The following is a 25,803-nucleotide window of genomic DNA, read 5'->3' on the forward strand; positions in this document are numbered from 1 at the left end:
ATAGGGCCCGGATCAGGCCTTCCGCACGCCATGCACGCGAAGGGCGGCCTGGGGCGGCGGCAGGTAGCCGCCTTGTTTGGTCCTGGCGTAGAAGCCGGCCCCGACATTGCCCAGCGCGGTGGTCGTCTGGGTGTTGTAGGTGTTGCCGGTCAGGTCGCCGGTGATCGTGCCATCCCCCGCGGTGCTGGTCGAGGAGCCGTAGACATTCCCCCCGGGAATGTACGAGGCAGAGACGACCGAGTTGACCATGTCTCCACGCTGGTGGTAGCGGCCAATCCTGCTGGCGCCCCGGGTCCCTTGCAGGCCGGCGGCCGCGGCGGCGGCGTTGTAGCCCGCCTTGATCTCGGTGTTCTGCAGGTTGCCGACGATCTCGGTCTTGCCGATGTCCGTCGAAGACGTGACCGCGGCGTTGGTCATCGCATTGCCGGGACGGACATAGTAGGTCGTCGAGTTGGTCCGACGCGACTGGATGCTGCCGGGGTTCTGCGCGGTCGAGAGGATCGCGTTGGCCGGTCCAGCCTTGATGTGGCCGATGCTCGACGCGACGATCTTGCCGCCGAGCAGCCTGTTGCCGGGGTAGCCGAAGTTGGCCGTGGGCGTGCCAAGCGTCGTCGCCGCGGTGGAGACGCCGGTCGGGTTGCCCAGGCCTCGGTTGAACTTCAGGCCGCCGATTCTGCCACGCACGTCCAGGCCGAGCCCGTCGGCGTTGCCGCCAAAGGTCGCCTTGTTCAGGTGGGTCAGTCCGCTGGTGCTGCTGGAGAAGGGGACCGCCTTGCGGGACGCGGTCACGTTCACGGCCGAGCCGGCGACGGCCAGCGTGTTCAGGCCCACGGCGCGGATGGCCGTGCGGCCGGTGACGCCGACGGTCGGGTAGAGATACTGGATGCCGGCCGGGATCGTGGCATCGGCCGTCGAGGAGACGAGCTCGACCTTCTGAGCCTGGCCGTTGATGACGAGGTTCACCGTCGGGGACGTCTGCGGGCCGGTCGGCACGCTCGTCGAGGTGCTGTCTACAACCGTGTTGTAGATCGACCGGATCTTCACCGAAGGCCGGACGAGCAGGGCCGTGTTGGCGCTGCCGATGACGATGTTGACCGGCTGGTCGTTCGTCGAGGTGTCGATCGTGGCGATGACGTCGTTGAACTGGAGGACTTGGGCCCCGCCACTGAGGAACACGCCCGTCTGGGTGTTATTCAGGGCGTCGCCGGTGGGGGCGACGGTGCGGGTCAGGTTGAACCCGTTGAGGATCACCGACTTGACGCCGCTGGCGGCCGTCAACTTGTTGAACAAGACGACCGGGGAGGTCTGGACCTCGCCGGATCCGACCACCGTGCCGGTGACGTAGGTGTTCTTCAGGCTGGTGCCGACGAGCTGAATCGTGTCGATGTCGTCGTCGAGCACGCCGTCATTCGGCGTGGCGTCGGTGACGATGACGGCACCCGGGCCGTGGACGGTGATGGTCCACTGGTTGCCGTTGCGATCGCGGCCGGTGAGGATCTTGCCGTCGTTATCCAGGAACGAGAGCTGTCGGGCGCCGTTGCCGAACCCGCCTTCCAGATTGTTCGTCTGGAGCGTCCCGTGGTGCGCCGTCCTCAGGGACAGGTCGGCGGGGGCATAGAGCCCCAGGCCGGGGGAACCGGTCGAGAGGAGCTGCCGGATTTCCAAGGTTTCAAGGTGTGCCGCCGGCCGGCGCCGGGATGAGCCACCTCGGTCGATTTGCCGCCGCTTAGATTGCATGGGTGACTCCCTCCACGGCCGTACCTGCGAAGATCAACCCCCGAGTGGGGATCAATCCGTCGAGGCCGACGTCCGTGTCTCGGATGGCCGTCCGGGTCGAAGAAACACAGCCCGCACTGTCGCCTTGGACGATGGAGACGCGACCGACCGGTCAACCCGGGGGTCGGACCTCATCGCCGAGGCGCATTGCGAGGACACCCTAACTCTCGGACAGTCCCAAGCGGAGACTTCATGCGACTTAGGAAGATAGGGAGGTTGCGGTGTCGAGGAAATCGGGGGGAGTGGTCGAAGCGCCGGCGAGCTTGATGGCGGTCGGAAGGTCCGGAACGATCGTGAAGAATTTATCCAACTTCATGACAGAAAGGACGTCATTTAAGTAGGGCTGAAGGCCGAAGAGAACGAACTGGATCTTGCGGTCTTCGAAGCGTCGCTTGATGCCGATGAGCAGGGCGACGCCGGAGCTGGTGACGATGCCGACGTCCGCGAGGTCGACGGCGGCCGTCGGCGTGGGACATTCCTCGACCGCGCGATAGATTGCCGCCCGGTATTCGTCGGACTGGCGGTCGCTGAGCGCGGGCAGATTCTCGAGCGTGAGGATCTGCACGCCGGCTTCCTGGCGGGTCTTGACGGTTTGCATGAGGTCGCTACCTCGGGGCTGGGATGGATCCGCCGGTTCCGCTTGACAGGTCAGCCGCGGGGGCGATGCTCTTCGCTGCAATCTTAACCCAGGCCTCAAGGATACGCCATGAGACGCCGCCTCCACCACCCAATGCACGCGGCGCTGGGGCTTACCCTGCTGATGACCGGCTGCAATTGCGGCCACAGCCGGCAGGTGATGTACCCGGCGGGCACCCGCGATTCGAACGACGACATCCACATTCGAGCCCCCTTCGTTGACGTCCGGGTCCCGCGCAACAACAAGAGCAGCCGAGTCGTCCCGCAGGCCGTCGAGGTCCAGCCGCCCCTGGAAGTTGAAGACTGAGCCGGCCTCCGATCGGTGGTGGCGTGCCGGGCGGTCGTGGTATGATGGGAAAGTCGGGCGGGCCCCGTCGCGAAGGGATGCCCCCGGCCTCAGACGACCCAGGTGAGGAATGCCCCGTTGAACCGCCTCTGGCTGGCCTTGCGCGCCTTCTGGCTGATCCTGACCGATGCCGAGGTCGCCGTTCGCGTCGAGTCGAGCCTCGTCGCCGCGTCGAAGGGCCCCGACCTGCGGGTGCTCACGGTGCTCCAGCGCGACGGGCGACTGGTCGACTTCCTGCAGGAAGACATCGACCCGTTCAGCGATGACCAGATCGGTGCGGCGGTTCGAGACATCCATCGTGGGTGCCGCAAGGCGCTGCGGGATTACCTGACGATCGAGCCGATTCTGGCCGGCGACGAGGGGGAGGGCGTGACCGTCCCGCTCGGATTCGACCCCGCCTCGATCCGCCTGACCGGCGACGTGCAGGGGAATCCGCCGTTCCGCGGGGTGCTGAAGCATCACGGCTGGAAGGTCAATTCCGTGCACCTGCCGGCCCTGCCGGGGTCCCGCGACGACGGGTCGGTGCTGGCCCCCGCCGAGGTCGAGGTCGAAGTCCGCTAGCGCGCCGGGTTCGTTTCGTCATCGCGCAATCAAAGGGCCCGAGCCAATGCCGCGGTACGTCGTGGGAATCGACCTGGGGACGACTAACTCGGCCCTCGCCTATGCCGACATGCGTGAGGCAGGGGCCGACGCGATGGCCCCCATCCGGCCATTCGCGATCCCACAAGTTGTCGACTTGAAAGAAGTTGCGCCGCGTCCGTCGCTGCCCTCGTTCTTCTATGTGCCCGCGGCCAAGGAGTTTCCGGCCGGCTCGATTGACCTGCCCTGGGAGAAGGGGCCCGAGTGGGTCGTGGGGACGTTTGCTCGCGAGCATGGGGCGAAAGTTCCGGGCAGATTGGTCTCCTCGGCCAAGAGCTGGCTGTCGCATTCGGGCGTCGACCGGCGGGCGGCGATCCTGCCCTGGGGTGGGCCGCCGGACATGGCCAAGGTCTCGCCGGTGGAGGCCTCGACCGCCTACCTGACGCACTTGCGCGACGCCTGGGACGCCGCGATGGCGACCGGGCCCGACGCCAAGGAGTGCCGGCTGGCCGATCAGGACGTGCTGTTGACCGTCCCCGCCTCGTTTGACGCCGCGGCCCGTGAGCTGACCGTCGAGGCCGCGCGCGCCGCGGGTCTCGACCGAGTGACTTTGCTCGAAGAGCCGCAGGCGGCCTTCTATGCCTGGCTTGACGCCATGGGCGAAGGGTGGCGTAAGCGGGTGAAGGTGGGGGACCTGCTCCTGGTTTGCGACGTGGGCGGCGGCACGACCGACTTCACCCTGATCGCGGTGACCGAGGAGCAAGGAAACCTCGGCCTCGACCGGGTCGCCGTGGGCGAGCACATCTTGCTGGGCGGCGACAACATGGACCTGGCCCTGGCTCATGCCGTGGGAGGGACCCTTCCCGGCGGATATGAGTCGCTCGACGCGGGCCAGCGTGTGGGCCTGGGCCACGCCTGCCGGGCGGCCAAGGAAGCCCTCTTCTCGAATCCCAAGAAGGCGTCGGCCCCCGTGACGATCCTGGGTCAAGGGTCGAAGGTGATCGGCGGGACGAAGCGTTCGGAGCTGGACCGAGAGACGCTCAGCCGCGTCTTGCTCGACGGCTTCTTCCCCGCGTGCGAGCCGACCGCCGTGCCGGCTCGAGGGCGTCGAGTGGGTCTGACCGAGATCGGCCTTCCCTATGCCGCGGACGCCGCGGTGACCCGCCACCTGGCCCGGTTCCTGGGCCGGCAGGCCGACTCGCTGGGTTCGTCCGGATCGCAGGTGGCCCCCTCCGCGGTGCTGTTCAACGGCGGCGTCTTCAAGGCCGACCCGCTGCGCGAGCGGGTGGTGGATGTGCTCTCGGGATGGGCCGGGCGACCGGTCCCGACCCTGGGCTCGGGCGACCTCGACCTGGCCGTTGCGCGGGGGGCCGCCTATTACGGCCTGGTCCGCGCGGGTCAAGGGGTCCGCATCCGCGGTGGCGTGCCTCGATCTTACTACGTGGGGATCGAAGGCTCGGCGCCGGCCGTGCCCGGCGTGGCGCCGCCGATCAAGGCGCTCTGCGTGGTCGCCCTGGGGATGGAAGAAGGGACCGAGGCCGACGTGCCCGGCCCCGAGTTCGGCCTGGTCGTGGGCGAGCCCGCGTCGTTCCGGTTCCTGGGCTCGACCACAAGGCGCGACGACACGGTCGGCACGATCCTGGACCGTTGGACCGCCGAGGAGCTGCAAGAGCTCGAGCCGCTTGAGACCTCCCTGGGCGCCGCCGACGGCGTCGAGGGGCAGACCGTGCCCGTGCGGCTGCACGCCCGCGTCACCGAGGTGGGGACGCTGGATCTCTGGTGCAATAGCACGCGAGACGACCGCCGCTGGAAGCTGGAATATGACGTCCGCCATGACGCCGAATGATCCGACTCCGACCGATCCGAGCCCTGCCCTTTCCAGGCCCGCCGCGATCATCCTCTGCGGTGGATTGAGCCGCCGGATGGGCCGGCCCAAGGCCTGGCTGCCGTTCGGGCCCGAGGTCTTGCTCCAGCGCATCGTCCGGCTGATCGGCGAGGCAACCGACCAGGTCGTGGTGGTCGCCGCCGAGGGTCAGGACCTGCCCCCCCTACCCGGCTCGGTCCTCGTCGCACGCGACCCGGCCCCCGACCGAGGCCCGTTGCAGGGCATCGCAGCGGGGATGGATGCGCTACCGTCGGATGCCGATCTCGTCTTTGTTTCGGGCACCGACACCCCGTTCGTGGAGCCCGCCTGGATCGGCCTGCTGGCGGAGTTGATCGGCGACGCCGACCTGGCGATCCCCGAGGTCGACGGCTTCCTCCAGCCGCTCGCGGCGCTGTATCGCAGGTCCGGGGTGCGGCCCTCGATCGAGGGTCAGCTCTCCTCGAATCGGCGGAGCCCATCGTCGCTGGTCGGCGTGGTCCGCTCCCGGGTCGTGCGTCCCGAGGAGCTTGCAGCGGCCGACCCGAGCCTGGCGACGCTCTGGAACCTGAACACCCCCGAGGATTATCGGGCGGCGCTGGCCGAGGCCGGCTTCTGAGACCGGACCTGGAACCGGGACGGATCGGCGGATCGGTGAGCGGCGTGCGGCTGAGCGGGGGCGTGGCGCGGGTCGAGCCGGACCTGCGCCACGCTCGCGGTCGAGGCCTTGGGGCGAGCCTGGGCACGCTCTGAATCCAGGCGGGCGAGGAGCTTCGCCTTCTGGCGAGCCTTGCGGCGTGCCCGAGCGGCCTGCACTTCGGGCTTGCGGTCCCTGGGCCTCGGGGCGTCGTTGCGGGGCGGTGCGCCGGCGGCGCGGAGGAGCCGGTGCGTGGTGGGGGCGGCCCTCAGCAGCGCGTCCAGGCCCCAGCTGTCGCAGACCAGGCAGTACTCGTGCGGGTCGAGCTCACGGCCGGCGCAGGCCGGGCAGACCGGCGGGGGCGTGGGCATCGGGCCCGGAAACGGGCTCAGCCCCTCGCCGATGAGCAGGGTGGGGTGCGGGAGGCGGTCGAGATTCTTCGCGGCGGCCGACGGGGCCAGGGTGACGGCGTGCGCGGCCTGGCGTGTGGCCTCCTCGGCCAGCTCGGCGGCCTCGTCTGGGGTGGGGGCCTGGTCGAAGAGCTGGTCGAGCTGGGCGGCCCGATGGCTGACGAAGACGCCGCGTGCACGGGGGGGAGAGGGCTCGGGATCACCCTGGCGGATCCAGCGCGGGACCTCGTCGAAGCCGACCTCGACGAGTCGGACGCCCATGATCTCGGCGGCGGCGGCCGTCAGGGTGACGACGGGCCCCTGCCGCGGGTCGCACTCCCAGACGTCGAGCCAGCCGGCCAAGTCGAGATCGGCCAGCAGGTCGGTCGTCTGCTCGACCTCCAGGCCGGTCGCCGAGGCGACCTCGCGGGGCGTCTGCCAGGCGCGTGAGGAGCGGATCAGGGCGTCGATCAGCGGTGCGCACGATTCGGGAAGTGTGTCCACGGTCGTCCAGCCTTCTTTGGGGATCCAAGGATGAATTTCAGTGCGAGATGACAAAAAGTCTGCGGCCTTTGAGAGTCCGAGCCCGGGTCGGCGGTCCCGGGTCGCGTGCTGACGTCGGAGCATCATCATGAATGCGGATGGCGTGATTGACCCGGTCCGAGCCCCGGGTGCGTGCTTCTGCGGAGCCTGATCTTGGGGCGAGGCTGGCTGTTCTCAAGCGGATGCGCCGCAGAAGCGTGCGCCCGGATGGTCAGACCTCGAAGAGTTCGGCGGACAGCGCGTCGAACTCTTCGGGGGTGGCCCCTCGGCGGTCGAGGGCCAGGCCAATGGGCTCTCCCAGGGCGGCGCGGGGCCGGGCCAGGAATCGTTCCTGCTGCTCGAGCTCGGCCTCGGTCGGGGCTTCCAGCGACGAGAACCGGCCCTCGGCGTCGGCCAGCGCGATGGCGAACTCGGCCTTGGTCCGGGCCCCTTCCGCCTCGGCGCTGCGGGCGTCGGCCTCCGAGGAGCGGAGGGCCGCCAGGGCGGCGTCGGGGAACTCGGGGACCCCGTCGAGGACGCGGCGCACCCAGCGCAGGGCCGGCCCTTCGGGGGCCTCGCGGGCCAGGACGAACGCGGCACAGCAGGCGTTGGAGTCGCCCGAGCGGAGTGCCTCGGCGACGAACGTCTCCAGGGCATCCGCATCCTCGCCGCGCATCGCGTCGAGATAGGTCGTGATCAGCCTTGGGTTGATGCGATCGGGGCGGTCGCAGGCCAGGTCGATGCGCCTGAGGTCGGCCTCGACGAACGTCTGGCTGCGGCGCGACTCAAGCTGGCGGCGGGCCCACTCGCGGGCCGAGTCGTCGCCCGAGACGGTCGCTTCCTGGTGGAACTGGAGGAGCGACTCGATGGTCGGGGCGGGGACGCCGCCGCCGACGGACCTTCGGAACGAACGGCCCTCGAATTCGGCGGCGCGGGTCTGCATCTGCTGCTCGATGATGGACTGCCGCAACAGCTCGTTGGTGTCGCGCTGGAGGGTCTCCAGCGAGGCCTGGGACCTGGCCTTGCGGCGCGACTCCGAGGCGTCGACGAGCCGGTCGAGGAAGGCGCGAGGGACGGGGCTGTAGGTGTCGGCCCGGGTCAGAAGATCGGCCCGCATCGAGGCGGCGGCGGCCTCGGCCTTCTGGCGGGCGAGCTTCACGGTCAGGTCGCCGCGCCGCACCTGACGCTCCAGGTCGGAGCGGATGGCCCGGAAGCCGGCCAGAGCGACCTCGGCCTCGGCCTGGAACGGGGAGTCTTCGTGGTGCGATCGCATGCCGGTCAGATTCAGCAGGCTGCGGTTCGGATTCAGGGACATCGGTCGGGTCCTCGGCGGTTCAAAGGGTGCCGGTGCGTGGTGCGCCCGGTCGATTCAAGTGAGTGGACCGGCGTAGGCCGGTGCCGTCAGAAAGGGTGGAACCAAAAGGGTCTGACATCGTTCAGGATTCGGGGGTCGACTCGGGCTCGGGCGTGATCCGATTGGTGAAGAAGCTCCGGTCGCCCCGCAGCGCGAGCATCGCGCCCATCGCCCGATAGGCCCGGTCGATGGCCTGAAACCGCGAGCGGCCGGTGCGGCTGATGGAATAGGGGAGCTCTCGCGTGGAGATCGTGGCCTGCCAGAATCCGTCCTCGGTGAGCTGCCAGCTGAGCAGCCAGCCCTTGAGGCCGAAGTCGGCGCGATACTTCCTGGCGATGCTCTCGTCGTGCTGGTTCCAGAGATTCAGCAGGGATAGGTTCATCGAAGTCCCCTCGGCGAAGGCGGGCCATACCCGCCGCCGTCCGGATGCCGGGCGCCCGGCCGGATCTCACGCAACTTCGCGCGTTCCGGTCCAGAACTCAGGCCCGCCGGCAACACCGCCGTGGGCCCCGAAGATGTGACCACTTCATCACCGCCTCTATTGGGAACTATCCTAAAAAAAGCGAGCGCGGTTCTCCCTTTTTGGGAAAAGTCTCGAAATATTTTTCAGACCCCTCCCGAGAGCCGCTTTTGAAAGCCGATGACCCGAGTCGGACGTTGCCGGCCGTTGATCCCAGGTCGGGGCGTCGTTCTCGGGAAGCGACGAGGTGTCGGTCGGCGTCGAAAAATAGGGCGGGTTGTGGTTGGACGTTTGAATCAGGCCGCGGTGGGCCGTACCATGTCGGCTTGCGAGGCAAGATGATGACCCCGACAACCTTGGATGCGATGGGCTGATGAGGCCCGACGCCGAGGGCGATTGCGCCATGGCCCCGACCGACCCGTATGCCCTGCCCGCCGACGCGATCCAGGATCCCCCCACGAGCCTGCTGGGGGCGATGCGGAAGATTGGCCCCGGCCTGATCCTGGCCGGCTCGATCGTGGGCACCGGCGAGCTGATCGCCACGACAGGTCTGGGGGCCGAGCAGGGATACGTGCTCCTCTGGCTGATCCTGTTCAGCTGCGTGATCAAGGTCTTCGTGCAGGTTGAGCTGGGCCGGTACGCGATCACGCACGGCAAGACGACGCTGGCGGCGCTCGACACGCTGCCCGGCCCGCGGCTGGGCGTGTCCTGGATCTGCTGGGCCTGGCTGCTGATGATGCTGGCCACCCAGGCGCAGATCGCCGCGATGGAGGGCCTCATCGGCCAGGCGGCGCACATGACCTTCCCGAGGGTCAGCTTCGCGATGGCCGGGGCCGCCGGAAGTTTCCACCTGGCCAGCGGCGCGTTCCTGGAGAGTCGGCCCGAGCATGTCTGGGCCACCCTGACGGCCATTGCGGCGGTGGTCCTGCTGCTGTCGGGCGGATACAAGCGGCTGGAGCGGATCACGACGACCCTGGTGGCCCTGGTCACGCTGATTACCGTCGCCTGCGTGCTCGGCCTGTCATGGACCGACTATCCCTTGAGCCTGAAAGGCGTGGTGGATGGCCTGAAGGTCACGGTGCCGACGGCGGGCGTGGCGCTGGCGTTCTCGGCGTTCGGGATCACCGGCGTCGGCGCGAGCGAGCTGTTCGCCTATCCGTACTGGTGCATCGAGAAGGGCTACGCACGATCGGCGGGCCCCAGGGATGACTCCGCGGGCTGGGCGATGCGGGCGAAGGGCTGGATGCATGTCATGCAGGTTGACGCCTGGTTCAGCATGCTGGTCTTCACCGCCGCCACGATCGCGTTCTACCTGCTGGGGGCGGCCGTGCTGCACCCTCAGGGGCTGGTGCCCAAGGGCTCTGAGATGCTGGAGACGCTCTCCAGGATGTATGTGGAGCCGCTGGGCCCCTGGACGAGATCGGTGTTCCTGGTGGGTGCCTGGGCCGTCCTGTTCAAGACTCTTTATGTGGCGACGGCGGCCAACAGTCGGCTGTCGGCCGACTTCCTCGACCTGGCCGGCTTCTGGCGTCAACCCGACGCGGCGTCGCGCGAGCGGACGATCCGGGCGTTCTGCGTCTTCTACCCCGCGCTGGCATTGGGGTTGTACTTCGGCCTGCGCGACCCGAAGGCGTTGGTGACGCTGGGGGGTTATGCCCAGGGCTTGATGCTGCCGGTGATCGCCGCGGCGAGCCTGTACCTGACTCGCCGCGACCGCGTGGCCAGCGTGGCCGAGGGCCCGTTCTCGAAACTCCTCTCCTGGGTGGCATTCCTCTCGATCACGGCGGTGGCGAGCTACAGCGTCTACGACCTGCTGGCGCGACTTCGCTGAGAATGACCGGCGGCGACGGCTCGACATCGGCCCACGTTTCTCGCACGCATATTGGCTGACCAACGATCGTTTGCACCCGAACGAGAACGATTCGCATCACTCCAGCAGTCTGGCTCCGGGTCCGATCGCGTGCCCGGCATGCGCCAGCCCTGGAATTGGGCGAGCGAGAACCAGATCGCAAAGTCGGTCGATGATCAACGAAATTGATCGACGCATTCCTGGAGATCGAGTCTGCTCGGCCGGCGCAGGCCGAGGCCGCGACAGGGCAAATTCTCCATCGGAGAGAACAGGGGCCCGCCGAAACGGGGATTGAAACGCGAAGGGCGGCGAGGGACAATCTCGCGGTGTCTCGCGAACGTCTCGGACGACCGTGCGCCCAAGAGGGCAAGGAAGCCTCGAAATCGCGAGACGCGCCGCACAATGCAACGTGGCCTGAGCCACCGCATTCGAGCGCTTTAGGGATTTCGATTGAGAATATTGCGTCCGCTCCTACAACGGATCGGATGGGCCGTTCGCCGTAGGTCGGCGATTCGGTCCGGAGAGCGGCCCCGGGGTGCGTTCCGTTGATCTCCACCTTGCTGCGCGCCCGTTACGTCTCCCTGGCCGTCGTGGTCCTGACCCTGGTGAGCCTGGCCCTGTTCGGCCGTCGGGTCAGCTATGAGCAGTCGATCAAGTCGTTCTTCGCCGACGATGACCCCGAGTTGGCCAAATACAAGGTGGCGTCCGACTCGTTCGGCGACGACAACTTCGTCTTCGTCGCCTACGACGACCCCGAATTGCTCACCCCAGGCGGCATGGACCGCGTGGCCGAACTGGCACGCGAGCTCGGCCCTCTGAATATCGAGGGGGTGCTGCGTATCGAGTCGCTGGACGCGATGCCGGTTTTCTGGAAGATCGACGAGGCCCTGGTCCGCCTGGAAGGTCTTCCCATGTTCGCCCGCAACATAGCGGTCGCGGGCTTGATGCGGGGAGTGAAGGGGGCCGACCTGGCGGGGAGCCCGTTCACGATCGGGGCGGCCGTGCGCGCCGGCGGCGACGAGAAAACGAGGACGCTGCTTCGCGAACGGATCACCGCACACCCCCTGCTTCTGGGAACCCTGGTGAATTCCAAGGCGACGAGCACCGCCCTGGTCGTCCGGCTGAGGAAGACGGAGGAGCACGACGTCATCCGGACGATCGGCGGCCTGAGGTCGAAGGCCGACGCATTCACGTCCCGGCACAAGCTCGGAACGTCCTACGTCGTGGGCCCGCCGGTCCTACTGGCCGACGGCTTCGCCAGCATCGAGGTCGACGGCAAGCGACTGGCCGCGGTGGGGATGGCCTTGATCGCGCTGGTGACCCTGGGGGCGGTTCGTAGCGTCTGGTGGGCGATCGTCCCCCTGCTCTGCGGCTGGACGGTCTGGCTGGCGACGGAGGAAATCCTCTCGGTGTTCGACCTGCGCCTCTCGCTCTCGGGCGGCCCCCTGGTGGCTCAAATCATCGTTCTGACGATGCCGGCGGCGAGCCACCTGGCGATCCACTTCCGGGATGAACGCAGGCGCAGGACCGACCCCGAGAAGGCGGCGCGGTCGACGTTGCAAGCGGTTGCGGTGCCGATCACCTGGTGCGCCGTCACTGGCGCGATCGGCTACGGCGCATTGCTGACGAGCAGCGTGGTCCCGATCCAGCAGTTCGGCTGGATCATGGGCGCCTGCACGTTCGTGTCGGCCATGATGGTGATGGCGCTCTCTCCCGTGGCGATGATGCCCCCCTGGCGGATGGAAATCCCGGTGAAGCCCGGCTCGACCTCCAGGGCGTCGAACATCGTCGCCCCGCTGCTCGGCCTGGCTTACCGACGGCCAGGTCTCGTGGTGATCGCGACGGTGGCGCTGGCCTTGCCGCTGGCCCTGGGGATCGCGCGACTACGCTATGAATCGAACTATATCAACGCCTTCCGTCCGACGGCGCGGGTGGTGAAAGACTACCACTCGGTCGAAAGTCGGTTGGGTGGCATCGGCCTGGTCGAGTTGATCGTGCCCGTGGGCAACGCGATCACCCCGGCGCACATGGCCCAGTTCCGGGCGATCGGCGGGGGCTCGGGCGACGGCGCGTCGAGCGAGGTCCGGCCGATCTCGCTCGCGACGGTCCTGGATCCCGACCATCGCCTCGAGGAGGAGCTTGACGAGGCGGCTTATGCACACGCGTTGACGACCAAGCTCGACCTGATCGCCGCGTCGCCGCAGTCCGAACTGCTGGCGAGTTTCTGGAACAAGACGACGGGGGAAGCCCGGATCCTGGTGCGTGTGTCCGAGCAGCAACCGGCCGAGGTGAAGGACGCGACGTTCCGGCGGGTGGAGGCGAAGACGAAGGAAGTCTTCGGTCCCGGGGCGTTCCTCACGGGACTGTCCTACCTGATGACCAAGACGGTCCAGGGGGTGATCCTGACGCAGTGGACGACGTTCATCTGGTCGGTGCTGGGCATCCTGGCCATGCTGACGATCGCGCTGCGGGGGCCATTCCTGGCGGCCCTGGCCATGTTGCCGACGCTTCTGGCGGTGGCCCTGGTGCTGGGGCTGATGGGCTGGCTGGGGGTGAAGCTGGACATGGCCACGGCGCTGGTAGCCAGCGTGGCGCTCGGGCTCTCGGTGGACGACACGTTCCACTGCCTGCTGCAATATCGCCGCGAGCGTAAGGAGCAGGACTTCAAGACGAGCCTGTTCGACAGCTATGCCGTGACGGGACCTGGCGTCTTGCTGTCGAGCCTGGCGGTCGCCGTCGGGTTCGCGGCGCTGCGGCTGAGCGAGTTCGAGCCGTTCGTCAACTTCGGCACGATGGTCGGCATCGCCACGGCGGGCAGCACGCTGGGCAACATCCTGCTGTTGCCCGCATGCCTGACCCTGGCCGATCGAGTCTCGACGCGTCGGCCGACCAGGGTGCCCGCGAAGGTAAGCTGAGCGTGGCATCCGACCGTGGCGCGCACCGCCACGTCTGTCGCATTCAGCGATTCTGATGGAAGGGGAAGGAGCCAGCGTCTGCCCAGACGGTATGTTGCTCTGCCAGTTGAGCTACATTGGATTTCGCCAATGGTCGGAGTCGAACCGACAGCCGACGGTACCCGGACAGGCCTGGCTCCCTCCACCCTCCACATCCCCAGAGCCACAAAGCAAGGCTCAGGTTCGCGGGTCTGTTGCAATACTCCCGGATGGAGGCCGTCGCTTCATCCCATTCAATGGCGGGCGCGGATCTGGTCGCGCAGGCGGGCGGCGGCCTCGTAGTCTTCGCTGGCGACCGCCTCGTCGAGCTGCTCCCTGAGAGTCTTCTGGACCTCGAAGTTGCGGCGGATTTCCTGCTCGAGGAAGCGGAGCTGCTCGATCATCGCCTCGTAGTGGACCTCGGCCTGGTCGTTGTCGCCGGCCAGGGCATCGGCGTGGCCCCTGATGCGATCGGCGCCGTCGCGGACGACGTCGATGGCCTCCTCGGGCTTGCGTCGCTCCAGGGCGAGCGCGGCGGCGGCCTGGGTGCGATGCAGCAGCACGAGGGCGCGGAATCGCTCGTGAGAGGCGATGTAGTCGGGGTTCTCACCGTGGCGGGCGACGAAGTCCATCAGGGCCAGCGTGTGCTCTGAGTCTTGCAGGGCCCGCTCGTACCGCTGGAGCGAGAGCCAGGCGAGCCGTCGCTGGTAATACTGGGTGAACTCGCGATCGGCCTCCATCCGGTGCTCGGTGCCCATGGTCCAGCTTGGCGACTTGCCGCCCCGGGTCTGGCCGCGGCCGGCGGCCCGGTAGCGCATGTAATCGAGATAGCTGACGAAGCCGAACGGCTTGACGCCGTCGGGTCGGTTCTCGACCTCCATTTGCAACAAGCCCAGCTCGACGCGCATCTGGAGCACCGTGCGGCCGTCGCGGGCGCGCACTTCTCGCGCCATCACTTCCCCGGGCGTTGGCTCGTACGGCCAGCCCTGAAGCGCCTCATCGATGTCCCGCCGCATCGCCACGTCTCCCTCCGCAGTCGAGCCCCGTTTCCCCGCAGGAATTATAGCGGGAGGGCCAAGGGTCAACTACTGACGCCGGATTCGCCCTGGTCCAGCGTCAGCCGGTGATGCGTGAGAACCTCAAACCCTGAGGACGTGATGAGGTAATTCCGCTCGAACCTCATCCCCGATTCCCCCGGAACATACACGCCCGGCTCCAGCGTGACGACATCGCCGAGAACCAGCGATTCCATGCTGAGCGGGACGAGATAAGGAGGCTCGGGATGACCCAACCCAAGTCCGTGGCCGGTGTGACCCGGGCAGACCAGGCGACCTGGAGAAACTGGGATGGCTTGCCTGACAGCCAGGTCGATCTCCCGACACTCTGCGCCCGGCATGAGCAGGCCCTCGCCCACCTCGATCGCCGCCAGGCAGTGGGCGAGGTCGTCACGCTGTTTCTGAGTTGGGCCTGCGCCCACGACGAACGTGTTGGCGAAGTCGCCGCGGTAACCGTGGACGATCACGGAGAGGTCGACAAGGAACAGGTCGCCTGACTTGATGACGCGATCCGTCGGCGGGCCGCCGATCTCGCCGGTGCGGGATCCCGAGACGAAATCTCCGTAGACGACCACCGGATGGCCGGCCGACTCGATGGCCGCACGCTGGGCGATCAGGTAAGCGTCCAGCTCGGTCATCCCGGGCTGCAAGTTCGCCAGGACCGCCGCCAGCGCCGCGTCGCCGGCGCGCATCGAACGTCCCAGGACGACCAGCTCGTCGGCGTCCTTCGACCGGCGCATCGGCCGGATGATGGGGTCAAGGTCGACCACGGCCGACTCGGGACGACCCCGCAACAGCGAGGCGGGTACCGAGGCCAGTTCGACGCCAACGCGGGCGGGATGGAGCCTCGACAGGACCTCGCCGGCCGCGTTGGCCAGGTGCACCCTGCGGTTGCCGGCCGACGACTTGCCTTCGTACCAGGCGGGGGCGACGACCTCGTCGACATGCGCCGCGGCCCAGGCGGGTTCGAGGAGGTTGTCGGCGACGAGCGTGGCGCGGTCGGGCTCGAGGATCAGGATCGCACCCGCCTCGGCGGCCCGGAAGGTGAACGGGGTGACGAAGAAATTGGCGAAGTAGACGAGGTGCTGCGGGTCGGCGACGACCAGGGCATCGCAGGGCGTCGGGAGCGACTCCCAGAGGCGTTTGCGGCGGGCACGGCAGCCCTCGGCGGTCAGCATGGAAGTCGGCTCCTTGGCCGTTCAACCGAGGTTGGGTGGCATGCCCGATTTCGAACAGGCATGCCACCGGCGACGCTCAGTTACTTGGCCGGCACGAGCCAGATGTTGCGGAAGGAGACGAGATTGCCGTGATCTTGCAGCATGATCGGGCCATCGTCTTCATCCTTCAGGCCGTCGATGCCGCCAGGGGTGATGACAATCTCCTTGTCGTCGATGATCGTCTGGCCGTTCTGCACGACGCTGAGACGGGCCTTTTTCCCGTCCTTGGCGGCGTTGAACGTGATGTCGTAGGTCTGCCAGCGCAGGGGGGGGAGGCAGGCGTTGACGGACGGGACGATCTGCTGATAGATCGCGCCGCACTCGTTGTTCTTGGGGGTCAGGCCGTAGGAGTCGAGCACTTGAAGCTCGTACTTGCCCTGGAGGTAGACGCCGCTGTTGCCGCGAGCCTGGCCCTTGGCATCGGGCATGTAGGGGATGTTGAACTCGACGTGCAGGACGAACGAGCCGAAGGTCTTGTCAGTGCGGATGACGCCCGACTTCGGCTTGACGGTGAAGATGCCGTCTTCGACCGTCCAGGGGGCCGGGCTCTTGCCGTCCCCGCCGCGCCAGGCGGACAGGTCCTTGCCGTCGAACAGGACGACGGCGCCCTCGGGGGGCTTGGCGTTCAGCGTGGGAGAATCCTTGGCGTCGGCGGCCTGGGCCGAAGTGACGCCGGCGAGGGCGACGAGGGCGAACGCCGCGAGGGTGGGACGCATGGAAGGGGAAGCTCCTGGTGGGTTTCGGTCAGACGGCACGACGCGGCGTGACCGGCCAGTGTAGCGGGCGGGCGGCCCGACACAAGCCGATGGTTGAACCCCGGCCGGACATCGGCGACGATTGAATCCGACGGGCCGGCGACCGGCCCCCGCGCCATCCCCATTGCTTGTCGTCCGAGCGCCGGAGCCGCGATGCCCCTGGATTTGTTGACTCGGCTCGACCCGCTCCGCCGGATCCGCTGCCCGTTCTGCTTCGAGCGGTTCGCCGCCTACGAGATGCATCTTCGGTGCAACGACCCGGCGTGCAAGACCGACTTTTCCCGGATGATCGAGGACCCCATCCTCTCCAGGGCCCTCAACGGTCGACGTTACACCGGCGGCGCGGGCTCGGCCCTGCGCAGCCCTTGGTGGACCGACCCCATGGCCGACCCACGACGGGGCGTCGGCAAGTATCTCGACTGGATGCTCCTGCCCGCGTCGCTCGACTGCCCCAACTGCAAGAAGCCGACCGATTACCACCTCTGCCCGCGCTGCCACGCCCACCTGCCCGACTCCGTCATCACCCACGACGCCGGCCACCTGGCCATCTTCGGCCCGCAGTCGGTGGGCAAGACCACATTCGTCACCGTCCTGCTGCACGAACTCGAAGAACGGGTGGGCCCCGCCCGCGGCTTCGTCCTCGACCCCCTCACCGACGAGATCCGCGAGCGTTACGAGCGTGAATATCGCGAGCTGACCTACGGCGGCGGCCAGTTCGGCGTGGGCGAAGCGGGCATCAACGACCTCGACCGTCGGAGCCACTCTGCCACCCCCAGCATCGAGACCAACCGCAGCATCTTGCAGCCCCTGGTCTACCGTCTGACGCGACGAAATCGCCGGGGCGGGCCGTCGGGAAGCGGCACCCTGCTCTCCTTCTTCGACACGGCCGGCGAAGACTGGGAGATGAACATCGACCTCCTCCGATCCGAGGCCCGCTACCTCGGCCAGGCCCGCGGCCTCCTCTTCCTGATTGACCCCCTGCGCATCCGCGAGGTGGCATTAGACCGTCGCCTGAACCTCACCGAGAAGGAGCGCCGGGTGCCGCCGGCCAACTACCTGGACGACGCCCGCAAACTGGCCACCTTCTTCCCGAAGTCCCCGGTTAAGACCCCGCTGGCCATCTGCCTGAACAAGCTCGACCGCTGGGGCCGCCTGATGGACGAAGGCACCGCCCTCCGCGAGTGGGGCTCCTCAGTCCCGACCCAGCCCGCCGACGCCAGGCTCGACCAGACCATCCACGAGGAGGTCAAAACCGCCCTGCGAAAGTGGGGAGCCGCCGGCTTCCTGGAACACGTCGCCCTCACCTTCCCCAACCACCGCTTCTTCGCCTCCAGCGCCCTGGGAGACGCCGCCCAGCCCGACGAGAACGCCCCCCAACCCCTGCCCACGCCATTACTCGTGGAGCGTCCGGCGCTCTGGCTTTTGGAGCAGCAAGGGATCATCCGGCCGGAATGAACGATGATGGAAAAAATCGAAAAGACCTTCTCCCGAACATCACCTCTTCCCCAGCATGGGGTAGTGGCCCTAACGAAGTGATAACATGTACCTTATTTGATCTGCCAGCTCAGTCCGTCCGAGTCCCGGTTGATCATCGATGACCACGTGCCCCAAGCGCCAGAGACGCTTTCGATAATGCGGTCTACGTGGTCTGTCTCGTCACCCCGAAGTTTGATGCCGACCATGTAATTTCCGTAGCAGAAGACCACAGAGCGATGGTACTCGGTCCGAGCGTCATCATGGAAGGCGGCGATAAGTGCGGGCCTGCCTGGCCCATCCTGGCTCGCAAAAAACATGATTCCTGCTGTCAGTTCTGCATCTTGGTGAAGTTTGGTCAACCAGTGGGAATGGGCCGAGCTGTCTACCTGGCCGGGTCTCGGAACTCTTGCCGCGACATAAGAGTCGGGGTCGAGAAATCCGATTCGGACCATGCACCTTCTGCTCCACGACGCCATCGCCGGAACACTATCAGGGAACGCTTCGCTGCAGAACGAATCGATTCCAGGGATGACGCCGCAGTTTGTTGATAGTGCGGCGGCGTATTCGGTCGTGCGCGGGCATTCAGTGGACGCATCGGGCATAGGAATTCTACGGTAACGAGATTGATTGTCCGAGAGGTCATTGGACCAGGTTCGAACGGACTGGCCTTGCCTCATTGCGAGTAGTGCCGCCAACAACGCGCCGTTCGGCCCTCCGTATTCGTATAACTCTGAACCGTCAGCTAATGCGTAAGGTACGACGGGCAAACCCGGCACATTTGTAAGGCAATCTCTTAGCAGTGCTGGATAAGAAGTGCGTGCTCCCACGGCGATGACGCCGTTCAACAAATTAGCCATCACACCCTTGTTGAACCTAGGGTTATTCCCTGGTTCGTGCGGAGTTTTGTGCCAGCATTGGGTGAGCGGAGGCATCGAGAATGAAGATGCGACTTCGACAGTGGCTTCTGGGTGTCTCATTAAGACACGAGCCACTTCGAGTACTACGAGATTTTCCAGTAGTGTTCCGTGATTCAACCGTGGCATATTATAAGCAACCTCAACTTGCACGAGAAGAATGTAAACCTTCGGGCTCTGCTGGGATCCGCATGCCGCGAAATGGGAAAATAGAAGAGTGGCGACCTCGGACTGGCCGACGATCCCTCCACGAAAGCCCTGGACACGTTCCTCGCCGGGGTGTTGAAGAAGTGAGTCGGCCGATCATGGAGCCGGTCGAGAGGTCTGACACATGCCTATTGCTTTCCGTTGATCAGGTTTCGCCAGAGCCTTTGATTAACGCTTGATTTCTGTGCCCAGCAGCGTCAGGAACTTGGCCATCCAGGCGGGATGAGCCGGCCATGCGGGTGCGGTGACCAGATTGCCTTCCACATGGGCCTGGGTCACGTCCAACTCTACATACGTGCCGCCGGCCGTCCGCACGTCCGGGCCGCACGCCGGATAGGCGCTGCATTCTCGGCCCTTCAGAACTCCGGCCGTTGCCAGGATCTGGGCGCCGTGGCAGACGGCGGCGATTGGCTTCTTGGCCTCGTCGAAGGCCCGGACCAGGGCGATGACTTCGGGCTTCAGGCGCAGGTACTCGGGCGAACGGCCTCCGGGGATCACGAGGGCGTCGTAGTCGTCGGCCTTCACACGGGCGAAGTCGAAGTTGAGGGCGAAGAGGTGGCCGGGCTTCTCGCTGTAGGTCTGGTCGCCTTCGAAGTCGTGGATGGCGGTGCGCACGGTCTGCCCGGCGAGCTTGTCGGGGCAGACGGCGTGGACGGTGTGGCCGACCATCAAGAGGGCCTGGAATGGGACCATGGCCTCGTAATCTTCCACGTAGTCGCCGACCAGCATCAGGATCTTCTTCGCGGCCATGGCGCTTCTCCGGGACGTTGGGGCTGGCGGCTCGGCGGGAACTCGGTGCCTCCTCGTGGACGGCAAGCCCGGCAGGATAAGATTGTGGGACAGACTCGACCGGCTTGCGAGAGGATTTCCCATGACGCCGATGGATGACGATCTGATCGAGGTTGACGGGCCCGACGAGGCCGAGGGGGTCGACGTCTCGCTGGTCGTCCCGCCCGAGATCGTCGACTCCGTCGACACCGACGAGGGGGGATGGGCCGGCGAGGTCTCGCAGGTCGAGGCCTCCATCGCCGTCGTGCCCGACTTGCCGGCGGTCGCTGCCCAGATTCCCGAGAACCCGGCGATCCGCGAACTGGGCGAGTCACTCACCGGCCGGCTCGACAAGCTTCAATCATTGTTCGAGCGCGAGGTGAGGGCCGAGGCGACTCGCGAGCGGGTGGTCGACCGGCTTCATGCCGAACTCCAGGAGTACAAGAACGACCTGCTGCTGAAGGTGCTCCGCCCCGTGTTCGTCGACCTGATCCAGCTTCACGACGACATCGGCAAGATCGCCGAGGCCCAGCCCGACGGGCAGGGGCCCGAGGTCGCCCGGCTTCTGGGCCTGATGCGGGGGTTCCAGCAGGGGATCGAGGATATTTTGTATCGGCAGGGGGTCGAGCCGTTCGAGGTCGACGGCGACGAGTTCGACCCGCGACGGCAACGCGCCGTGGCGACCACGGCCACCGACGACCCGGGGCTCAACCGTCGGGTGGCCTCGCGGCATCGTCGAGGGTTCAAGTCCGAGGACCGGATGATCCGACCTGAAGTTGTCTCCGTCTTCGCTCACCGGCCGGGGTCCGACTAATCTCGGGGGGCGGGTCGTTCGCGGCCCGACTGTTGCAATGACGGGAAGCCATCCCGAATCGATGAACAACGGCCCGATTTTGCCCGAATCGACGGCATTTATGCCCGAAAATTGGGCGTCGCGACGTTTGATTGGGTGGAACGACGCGTTCTGATGGCCCCGAGGTACCTGAGACTGATGGACGACCTCGAAACCTCGGCGCCCCAGACGATGCCGGCCCCCTTCGGGCGATACGAGGTCGGCGATACCTTCTTCGACGAGATGTTCGACCCGGCGGAGGGGCCGAGGCCGGCCTACCGGAATATCCACCGGCGAATCATGGAGCTGCTCCCCGAGGAGCTGAGGCTCAAACAGCACGCGGCCGACCTGTCGTTCCTCAATCAGGGGATCACGTTCACCGTCTATGGTCGCGACGAGGGGACCGAGCGGATCTTCCCGTACGACCTGCTGCCGCGGATCATCACCGGCGCGGAATGGTCGCGCATCGAGCGCGGCCTGGTGCAGCGGATCACGGCCCTGAACCTGTTCCTGAAAGACCTGTACGACGACGCCCACATCCTGAACGACAACGTCGTGCCGCGCGAGCTGGTGTATAGCTGCCCGCAGTATCAGCGGGAGATGCGCGGGTTCAGCGTGCCGCGGGACATCTACGTGTCGGTCGCGGGCACCGACCTGGTGCGGCTGGAGGATGGCTCGTTCGCGGTGCTGGAGGACAACCTGCGGGTGCCCAGCGGCGTGTCGTACATGCTGGCCAACCGGCAGGTGATGAAGCGCGTCTTCCCGGCGATGTTCCGCGACCATGGCGTCCGGCCGATCGAGAACTACGGCCAGATGCTGCTGTCGACGCTCAAGGCGCTGGCACCGCCGCACCGGATCGACCCGACGATCGTGCTGCTGACGCCGGGCGTGTTCAACTCGGCCTACTTCGAGCACACGTTCCTGGCCCGCCAGATGGGCATCGAGCTCGTCGAGGGACGCGACCTGGTCGTGCACGACAACGTCGTCTGGATGAGGACGACGGCCGGACTGGAGCGGGTCGACGTCATCTATCGGCGGCTCGACGACGACTTCCTCGACCCGCTCGCCTTCCGGAGCGACTCGCGCCTGGGCGTGGCCGGGCTGTTCAACGCGTATCGGTCGGGGAACGTGGCGCTGGCCAACTCGATCGGGACCGGCGTGGCCGACGACAAGGCGATCTATGCGTACGTCCCCGCCATCATCAAATACTACCTGAATCAGGACCCGATCCTGCCCAACGTCGAGACCTTCCTGATGACCAACCCGGTCCATCAGGCTCACACACTCGACAACATCGAGAAGCTGGTGGTCAAGGCGGTGGGCGAGTCGGGCGGCTATGGGATGCTGATCGGGCCGCACTCGACGAAGGCTCAGCGGGATGACTTCCGGGCGCTCATCAAGGCCGACCCGCGCAACTACATCGCCCAGCCGACGCTCTCGCTCTCACGCGCCCCTTGCTTCATCGACGGCGAGGTCGAGGCCCGGCACGTCGACCTCAGGCCGTTCATCCTCTATGGCGAGAAGGTGACGATCATTCCGGGAGGCCTGACCCGGGTGGCGCTGAAACGAGGTTCGCTGGTGGTCAACTCGTCCCAGGGGGGCGGCAGCAAGGACACCTGGGTCCTGTACGAGTAGCGGGATCCGACGACGCCCGCTCGCACCAAACGAAGCCAATGCCCAGGACCAGGACCGAGGCCTTTCCACCATGCTCTCCCGAGTCGCCGACACGCTCTACTGGATGAGCCGCTACCTGGAGCGGGCCGAGCACACCGCGCGGCTGGTGGACGTGAACCTGAACCTGATGCTCGACCAGTCCCCCGAGTCCGCCGTGCCTCGGTGGGACCGGGTGTTGACCAGCCTGCGGGCGAAGATCCCCGGCGTGGACCTGGAGAGCGACCCGTACGCGATCGCGCGGACGTTGATGTTCGACCCGACCAATCCGTCCTCGGTCGTCGCCTGCATCGGCGTGGCCCGCGAGAACGCGAGGCAGGCCCGTGAGTTGATCAGCTCGGACATGTGGGAGCACCTCAACCGGATGTACCTGGATGCCCGGACGGCCGGCGCCGACGGGTTTTTCCAGGCACAGCCGGCCGACTTCCTCCGCGGCGTCCGGCTGTCGGCGCACACGTTCCAGGGGCTCACCGAGTCAACCATCGCGCATGACGAGTCGTGGCGGTTCATCGAGCTGGGCCGCTACATCGAGCGGGCGGGCGCGGTGGCCACGCTGCTCGACGCCTACTTCAACACGCTGGACGAGGCCGAGGCCGCGCCCGGCGGCGACCACCTCGAGTGGATCGGCCTGCTGAAGGGCTGCACCGCCTTCGAGGCCTACTGCAAGGTGTACACGGCCGACCTGCACCCCGACCGGATCGCCGAGTTCCTGCTGCTAAGCGGCGACTTCCCGCACTCGGTCCGGTTCGCCGTCGAGCGAGTGCAGGGGGCCTTGCAGGCGATCGCGGCGCAGGCCGTGCGCCGCAACGCCGGGCGGCTCGACCGCCTGGCCGGGCGGCTCCGTTCGGCCCTGAGCTTCGGCCAGATCGACGAGATCCTCGTCTCCGGCCTGCACGCCTACCTGGAAGAGATCCGCAGGCAGTGCGCCCTGATCCACAAGGCGATCCACGACTTCTACATCGCCTATTCCGTCGAGAGTGCCCTGGGGGCCTGACCGAGCCCGGACATCGGCGACGCCCGACCTGGAGGACGCCCTTCATGTTCTATTACGCGATCCGCCACGTCACCCGCTACCGCTACTCCACCCCCATCGGCGAGAGCGTGATGGAAGTGCGCATGCAGCCCAGGAGCGAAGGCTCGCACCGCTGCTGGGACTTCCAGCTCTCCAGCGCCCCGCGCGCCAAGGTGGCCTCGTACCGCGACAGCCTGGGCAACCACGTCCACCACTTCGACATTCCGGGCCGGCACACCAAGCTGACGATCACCGCCGAGTCGGTCGTCGAGATCGCGCCCACCCCCGAACCCGTCGGGATCGGCCCCGAGGCCTGGGACGCGCTGGACGCCCTGGCCGAGTCGGGCCGCGAGTGGGAGATGCTCCGCCCCAGCAAGTTCTCCCGCTCGAGCCCGCTGCTCGAGGAGTTCGCCCTCGAGATCAACCTGTGCCGCGGCGAAGACCCCTGGACCACACTGCTCGGGCTGAACAAGGCGATCCACGAGGCCTTCGAGTACGTCCCCAAGAGCACGCGGGTCGACTCCCCCATCGACCTCGTCCTGGAGCAGCGCCGGGGGGTCTGCCAGGACTTCGCTCACGTCATGGCCGTGCTCATCCGCAAGCTGGGCATCCCCTGCCGGTACGTCAGCGGCTACCTCTTCCACCGACGGGGCGACGAGGGCGAGCGCAGGGCGGCCGACGCCACGCACGCCTGGGTCGAGGCCTTCCTGCCCGGCCACGGCTGGGTCGGCCTGGACCCGACCAACAACACGGTCGCCTCCGACCGTCACGTCCGCGTGGCGATCGGCCGCGACTACCACGACGTCCCCCCCACCCGCGGGTTCTACAAGGGGGACTCCAGGAGCGAGCTGAGCGTCTCCGTCGAGGTCAGCGAGACCGACGCCCCCGTCGACTTCGACCCGCCGGCGCCCGAGAACTGGGTCGCCGTCGAGACCGAGGCTCCCGACGTCACCTCCCTCCAGCAGCAGCAGCAGCAATCCCAGCAGGAGCAGCAGCAGCAGTCGCTCAATGGGTGGCGGCAGTCGCAGAGTGGATCCGGTAAGAGTCAGCGGCAGTCGCAGGGGCGTTGACCGACCCCGCGGGTTCTTCGTACGCTCAGGGGCATGGGTTACGAGGTCGAGATCAAGTTCAGGTGTCCCGATCACGGGGCCATATCGAAGCGCCTGATGGCTCTGGGGGCCGGCCCTGGGGCCGAGGTCGAGCAGGCCGACGCCTACCTGGCTCATCCATCGCGCGACTTCGCCGCGACCAACGAAGCCCTGCGCATCCGCCGCGAAGGGGCCGAGAACCGGGTCACCTACAAGGGGCCAAAGCACCCCGGGCCGACCAAGACCCGCGAAGAGATCGAAATCCCCTTCCAGGGGGGGCAAGAGGGATTTGAAGCCACGTCCAGGCTGTTCGAGGCCCTAGGCTTCCGCCCCGTGGCCGTCGTGCGGAAGCGGCGAATCCCCCATCACGTCCGCTTCCAGGGGCGTGAGTTGGAGGTGACGCTCGACCTGGCCGAGGAGCTTGGCCCGTTCGTCGAGGTGGAGGCCTTGGCCGCCGACGCGGCCGACCTGCCCGCCGCGCAGGCCGCCGTCCAGGCGCTGGCCGCCGAGCTCGGTTTGACCGACGCGAGCGTCGAACCCCGGTCCTACCTGCGGATGCTGCTGGAGCTGAGCGGGAACCAGGGCTGAGCCGTCGGCCGGTCCGGGTGGCCGAACCCGACTATCCAGGATTGCCCACCTCTGGTAGATATCCCCCCGCTCAGGGCCGCACGAGGTCCGGGCGCCCAGATTCTCGGGGGAGACTCTCGCGATGGACCGCCGCCGATACGTTCCGATGACCGACACGCTGGAAGGGCGGCAGCTCCTCTCCACCGCCAGCGCCACCATCTCGGCCGCAGATGCCAAGGCGAAGACCACCACGAGCAGCACCACCACCACGAATCTCAAGAACCAGACCACCACCACGACGGTCGTCGTCACCACCGACGGCGTCAAGACCGCGACGACGACCACCACCAGCACCATCACGAACGACCCGGACTCGATCGCCAAGAAAGAGAGACGGGTCAAGAATCTACCCGTTTACCTCAAGCAGACCGTACCGGGCCGTTATATCCCACCCGCCGTCCTGACGCAGATCCAGGCCAACCTGTCAGCGATCATCGGTCAGCTCAAGCCGCCCAACCCGGAAGTCCTCAACGGGTTCAACGAACGCCTCCGCGACCTCGGCCAGTGGCAGAACCTTCGCCCCGAGGACGCCGCCGCCCTGAATCATGACTTCGGCACGGTGCTCAAGGCAGCCGGGGCCACCGACGCTCAGACGACCAGGCTCCAGGATTCCATGAAGCAGCTGGCGCAGGTGAGCGCCAACAGCGTCAGCCCGTCGATCCTGGCCCGCAACGACTACGCGACGGTCATCCAGACGGCCCTGTCCGTGGGGCGTGCCCCGGTTGCCAGGACGACGGTGAACACCGTGGTGGCCCAGGCGCATCCCAAGGGCGCAACGTCCCTTAAATAATTGGCCGCGGGCGAAGCCGGGGCGGGTCTTTCCCGAGCTTGATTCGGCC

General features: G+C 67.0%; 22 protein-coding genes. 13 read left to right on the plus strand and 9 right to left on the minus strand.

Going from position 1 to position 25,803, the window contains the following annotated elements; genetic code table 11:
- Positions 1 to 12 precede the first annotated feature (12 nt).
- Positions 13 to 1,737, minus strand: a complete 1,725-nt coding sequence (locus EP7_RS25405; protein ID WP_463525044.1) for a hypothetical protein — start codon at positions 1,735 to 1,737, stop codon at positions 13 to 15.
- 238 nt (positions 1,738 to 1,975) lie between these two features.
- Positions 1,976 to 2,374 (minus strand): STAS domain-containing protein, encoded by a 399-nt coding sequence (locus tag EP7_RS25410; RefSeq protein ID WP_463525045.1) that lies wholly within the window; start codon positions 2,372 to 2,374, stop codon positions 1,976 to 1,978.
- A gap of 108 nt (positions 2,375 to 2,482) precedes the next feature.
- Between EP7_RS25410 and EP7_RS25415 the strand changes: the two genes are divergently transcribed.
- From EP7_RS25415 to mobA, 4 genes are all read left to right on the plus strand, one after another.
- On the plus strand, positions 2,483 to 2,719 hold the full coding sequence (locus tag EP7_RS25415; RefSeq protein WP_463525046.1) for a hypothetical protein: 237 nt from the start codon (positions 2,483 to 2,485) through the stop codon (positions 2,717 to 2,719).
- A 117-nt stretch (positions 2,720 to 2,836) separates the two neighbouring features.
- On the plus strand, positions 2,837 to 3,319 hold the full coding sequence (locus tag EP7_RS25420) for a DUF2760 domain-containing protein (RefSeq protein WP_463525047.1): 483 nt from the start codon (positions 2,837 to 2,839) through the stop codon (positions 3,317 to 3,319).
- A gap of 46 nt (positions 3,320 to 3,365) precedes the next feature.
- Positions 3,366 to 5,183 (plus strand): Hsp70 family protein, encoded by a 1,818-nt coding sequence (locus EP7_RS25425; RefSeq protein ID WP_463525048.1) that lies wholly within the window; start codon positions 3,366 to 3,368, stop codon positions 5,181 to 5,183.
- Positions 5,158 to 5,817, plus strand: coding sequence for a molybdenum cofactor guanylyltransferase (gene mobA / locus EP7_RS25430; protein WP_463525049.1), 660 nt, complete (start codon positions 5,158 to 5,160; stop codon positions 5,815 to 5,817). The genes EP7_RS25425 and mobA overlap by 26 nt, the downstream gene beginning before the upstream one ends.
- On the opposite strand, the gene EP7_RS25435 is transcribed toward mobA, so the two are convergent.
- The 3 genes from EP7_RS25435 to EP7_RS25445 form a co-directional block, all read right to left on the minus strand.
- The gene (locus tag EP7_RS25435) at positions 5,784 to 6,728 is read right to left on the minus strand and encodes a hypothetical protein (RefSeq protein ID WP_463525050.1); all 945 of its coding nucleotides are present in this window, start codon (positions 6,726 to 6,728) and stop codon (positions 5,784 to 5,786) included. The two genes, mobA and EP7_RS25435, sit on opposite strands and share 34 nt — an antisense overlap.
- Before the next feature lie 250 nt (positions 6,729 to 6,978).
- Complete coding sequence (locus EP7_RS25440) at positions 6,979 to 8,061, minus strand: hypothetical protein (protein ID WP_463525051.1); 1,083 nt, start codon at positions 8,059 to 8,061, stop codon at positions 6,979 to 6,981.
- A gap of 121 nt (positions 8,062 to 8,182) precedes the next feature.
- Positions 8,183 to 8,482: a hypothetical protein gene (locus tag EP7_RS25445; protein WP_463525052.1), complete on the minus strand. Its 300-nt coding sequence runs from the start codon at positions 8,480 to 8,482 to the stop codon at positions 8,183 to 8,185.
- A gap of 481 nt (positions 8,483 to 8,963) precedes the next feature.
- Here EP7_RS25445 and EP7_RS25450 point away from each other — a divergent pair, with 481 nt between their 5' ends.
- Together EP7_RS25450 and EP7_RS25455 are read left to right on the plus strand one after the other, a co-directional pair.
- Positions 8,964 to 10,391: an Nramp family divalent metal transporter gene (locus EP7_RS25450; RefSeq protein WP_463525053.1), complete on the plus strand. Its 1,428-nt coding sequence runs from the start codon at positions 8,964 to 8,966 to the stop codon at positions 10,389 to 10,391.
- Between the two features lie 563 nt (positions 10,392 to 10,954).
- Entirely contained in the window at positions 10,955 to 13,324 is a 2,370-nt protein-coding gene (locus tag EP7_RS25455) for an efflux RND transporter permease subunit (RefSeq protein ID WP_463525054.1), read from the plus strand.
- A gap of 272 nt (positions 13,325 to 13,596) precedes the next feature.
- Here the strand turns inward: EP7_RS25455 and EP7_RS25460 are convergent, their stop codons facing one another.
- The 3 genes from EP7_RS25460 to EP7_RS25470 form a co-directional block, all read right to left on the minus strand.
- Positions 13,597 to 14,358 (minus strand): UvrB/UvrC motif-containing protein, encoded by a 762-nt coding sequence (locus tag EP7_RS25460; protein WP_463525055.1) that lies wholly within the window; start codon positions 14,356 to 14,358, stop codon positions 13,597 to 13,599.
- Positions 14,359 to 14,423: 65 nt separating this feature from the next.
- A complete protein-coding gene (locus EP7_RS25465) occupies positions 14,424 to 15,575 on the minus strand; it encodes a M24 family metallopeptidase (protein WP_463525056.1) in 1,152 nt (383 codons plus the stop codon).
- Positions 15,576 to 15,655: 80 nt separating this feature from the next.
- Positions 15,656 to 16,330, minus strand: coding sequence for a 3-keto-disaccharide hydrolase (locus tag EP7_RS25470; protein WP_463525057.1), 675 nt, complete (start codon positions 16,328 to 16,330; stop codon positions 15,656 to 15,658).
- 192 nt (positions 16,331 to 16,522) lie between these two features.
- Here EP7_RS25470 and EP7_RS25475 point away from each other — a divergent pair, with 192 nt between their 5' ends.
- On the plus strand, positions 16,523 to 17,824 hold the full coding sequence (locus EP7_RS25475; protein ID WP_463525058.1) for a hypothetical protein: 1,302 nt from the start codon (positions 16,523 to 16,525) through the stop codon (positions 17,822 to 17,824).
- Between the two features lie 1,310 nt (positions 17,825 to 19,134).
- Here EP7_RS25475 and EP7_RS25480 read toward each other — a convergent pair.
- Positions 19,135 to 19,716, minus strand: coding sequence for a DJ-1/PfpI family protein (locus EP7_RS25480; RefSeq protein ID WP_463525059.1), 582 nt, complete (start codon positions 19,714 to 19,716; stop codon positions 19,135 to 19,137).
- 121 nt (positions 19,717 to 19,837) lie between these two features.
- On the opposite strand from EP7_RS25480, the gene EP7_RS25485 reads away from it, so the two are divergent.
- The 6 genes from EP7_RS25485 to EP7_RS25510 all read left to right on the plus strand — a co-directional run bounded on the left by EP7_RS25485 (position 19,838) and on the right by EP7_RS25510 (position 25,754).
- A complete protein-coding gene (locus EP7_RS25485) occupies positions 19,838 to 20,548 on the plus strand; it encodes a nucleotide exchange factor GrpE (protein WP_463525060.1) in 711 nt (236 codons plus the stop codon).
- A gap of 210 nt (positions 20,549 to 20,758) precedes the next feature.
- Positions 20,759 to 22,201: a circularly permuted type 2 ATP-grasp protein gene (locus EP7_RS25490; RefSeq protein WP_463528466.1), complete on the plus strand. Its 1,443-nt coding sequence runs from the start codon at positions 20,759 to 20,761 to the stop codon at positions 22,199 to 22,201.
- 70 nt (positions 22,202 to 22,271) lie between these two features.
- Positions 22,272 to 23,231, plus strand: coding sequence for an alpha-E domain-containing protein (locus tag EP7_RS25495; protein WP_463525061.1), 960 nt, complete (start codon positions 22,272 to 22,274; stop codon positions 23,229 to 23,231).
- A 44-nt stretch (positions 23,232 to 23,275) separates the two neighbouring features.
- A complete protein-coding gene (locus tag EP7_RS25500) occupies positions 23,276 to 24,319 on the plus strand; it encodes a transglutaminase family protein (RefSeq protein ID WP_463525062.1) in 1,044 nt (347 codons plus the stop codon).
- 33 nt (positions 24,320 to 24,352) lie between these two features.
- Positions 24,353 to 24,925 carry a class IV adenylate cyclase gene (cyaB, locus tag EP7_RS25505; protein ID WP_463525063.1) on the plus strand — a complete coding sequence of 191 codons (573 nt, stop codon included), beginning with the start codon at positions 24,353 to 24,355 and terminating at the stop codon, positions 24,923 to 24,925.
- 121 nt (positions 24,926 to 25,046) lie between these two features.
- Positions 25,047 to 25,754 carry a hypothetical protein gene (locus tag EP7_RS25510; RefSeq protein ID WP_463525064.1) on the plus strand — a complete coding sequence of 236 codons (708 nt, stop codon included), beginning with the start codon at positions 25,047 to 25,049 and terminating at the stop codon, positions 25,752 to 25,754.
- The last annotated feature ends 49 nt before the right edge of the window (positions 25,755 to 25,803 follow it).

The organism is Isosphaeraceae bacterium EP7, assembly GCA_038400315.1.
Taxonomy (GTDB): Bacteria; Planctomycetota; Planctomycetia; order Isosphaerales; family Isosphaeraceae; genus EP7.

Excerpts from the sequence above, each read along its gene's own strand:
- EP7_RS25405 (WP_463525044.1), bottom strand. The coding sequence starts at position 1,737 with ATGCAATCTAAGCGGCGGCAAATCGACCGAGGTGGCTCATCCCGGCGC.
- EP7_RS25410 (WP_463525045.1), bottom strand. The coding sequence starts at position 2,374 with ATGCAAACCGTCAAGACCCGCCAGGAAGCCGGCGTGCAGATCCTCACG.
- EP7_RS25415 (WP_463525046.1), top strand. The coding sequence starts at position 2,483 with ATGAGACGCCGCCTCCACCACCCAATGCACGCGGCGCTGGGGCTTACC.
- EP7_RS25425 (WP_463525048.1), top strand. The coding sequence starts at position 3,366 with ATGCCGCGGTACGTCGTGGGAATCGACCTGGGGACGACTAACTCGGCC.
- mobA (WP_463525049.1), top strand. The coding sequence starts at position 5,158 with ATGACGTCCGCCATGACGCCGAATGATCCGACTCCGACCGATCCGAGC.
- EP7_RS25440 (WP_463525051.1), bottom strand. The coding sequence starts at position 8,061 with ATGTCCCTGAATCCGAACCGCAGCCTGCTGAATCTGACCGGCATGCGA.
- EP7_RS25445 (WP_463525052.1), bottom strand. The coding sequence starts at position 8,482 with ATGAACCTATCCCTGCTGAATCTCTGGAACCAGCACGACGAGAGCATC.
- EP7_RS25450 (WP_463525053.1), top strand. The coding sequence starts at position 8,964 with ATGGCCCCGACCGACCCGTATGCCCTGCCCGCCGACGCGATCCAGGAT.
- EP7_RS25460 (WP_463525055.1), bottom strand. The coding sequence starts at position 14,358 with ATGCGGCGGGACATCGATGAGGCGCTTCAGGGCTGGCCGTACGAGCCA.
- EP7_RS25465 (WP_463525056.1), bottom strand. The coding sequence starts at position 15,575 with ATGCTGACCGCCGAGGGCTGCCGTGCCCGCCGCAAACGCCTCTGGGAG.
- EP7_RS25470 (WP_463525057.1), bottom strand. The coding sequence starts at position 16,330 with ATGCGTCCCACCCTCGCGGCGTTCGCCCTCGTCGCCCTCGCCGGCGTC.
- EP7_RS25475 (WP_463525058.1), top strand. The coding sequence starts at position 16,523 with ATGCCCCTGGATTTGTTGACTCGGCTCGACCCGCTCCGCCGGATCCGC.
- EP7_RS25480 (WP_463525059.1), bottom strand. The coding sequence starts at position 19,716 with ATGGCCGCGAAGAAGATCCTGATGCTGGTCGGCGACTACGTGGAAGAT.
- EP7_RS25485 (WP_463525060.1), top strand. The coding sequence starts at position 19,838 with ATGACGCCGATGGATGACGATCTGATCGAGGTTGACGGGCCCGACGAG.
- EP7_RS25490 (WP_463528466.1), top strand. The coding sequence starts at position 20,759 with ATGCCGGCCCCCTTCGGGCGATACGAGGTCGGCGATACCTTCTTCGAC.
- EP7_RS25495 (WP_463525061.1), top strand. The coding sequence starts at position 22,272 with ATGCTCTCCCGAGTCGCCGACACGCTCTACTGGATGAGCCGCTACCTG.
- EP7_RS25500 (WP_463525062.1), top strand. The coding sequence starts at position 23,276 with ATGTTCTATTACGCGATCCGCCACGTCACCCGCTACCGCTACTCCACC.
- cyaB (WP_463525063.1), top strand. The coding sequence starts at position 24,353 with ATGGGTTACGAGGTCGAGATCAAGTTCAGGTGTCCCGATCACGGGGCC.
- EP7_RS25510 (WP_463525064.1), top strand. The coding sequence starts at position 25,047 with ATGGACCGCCGCCGATACGTTCCGATGACCGACACGCTGGAAGGGCGG.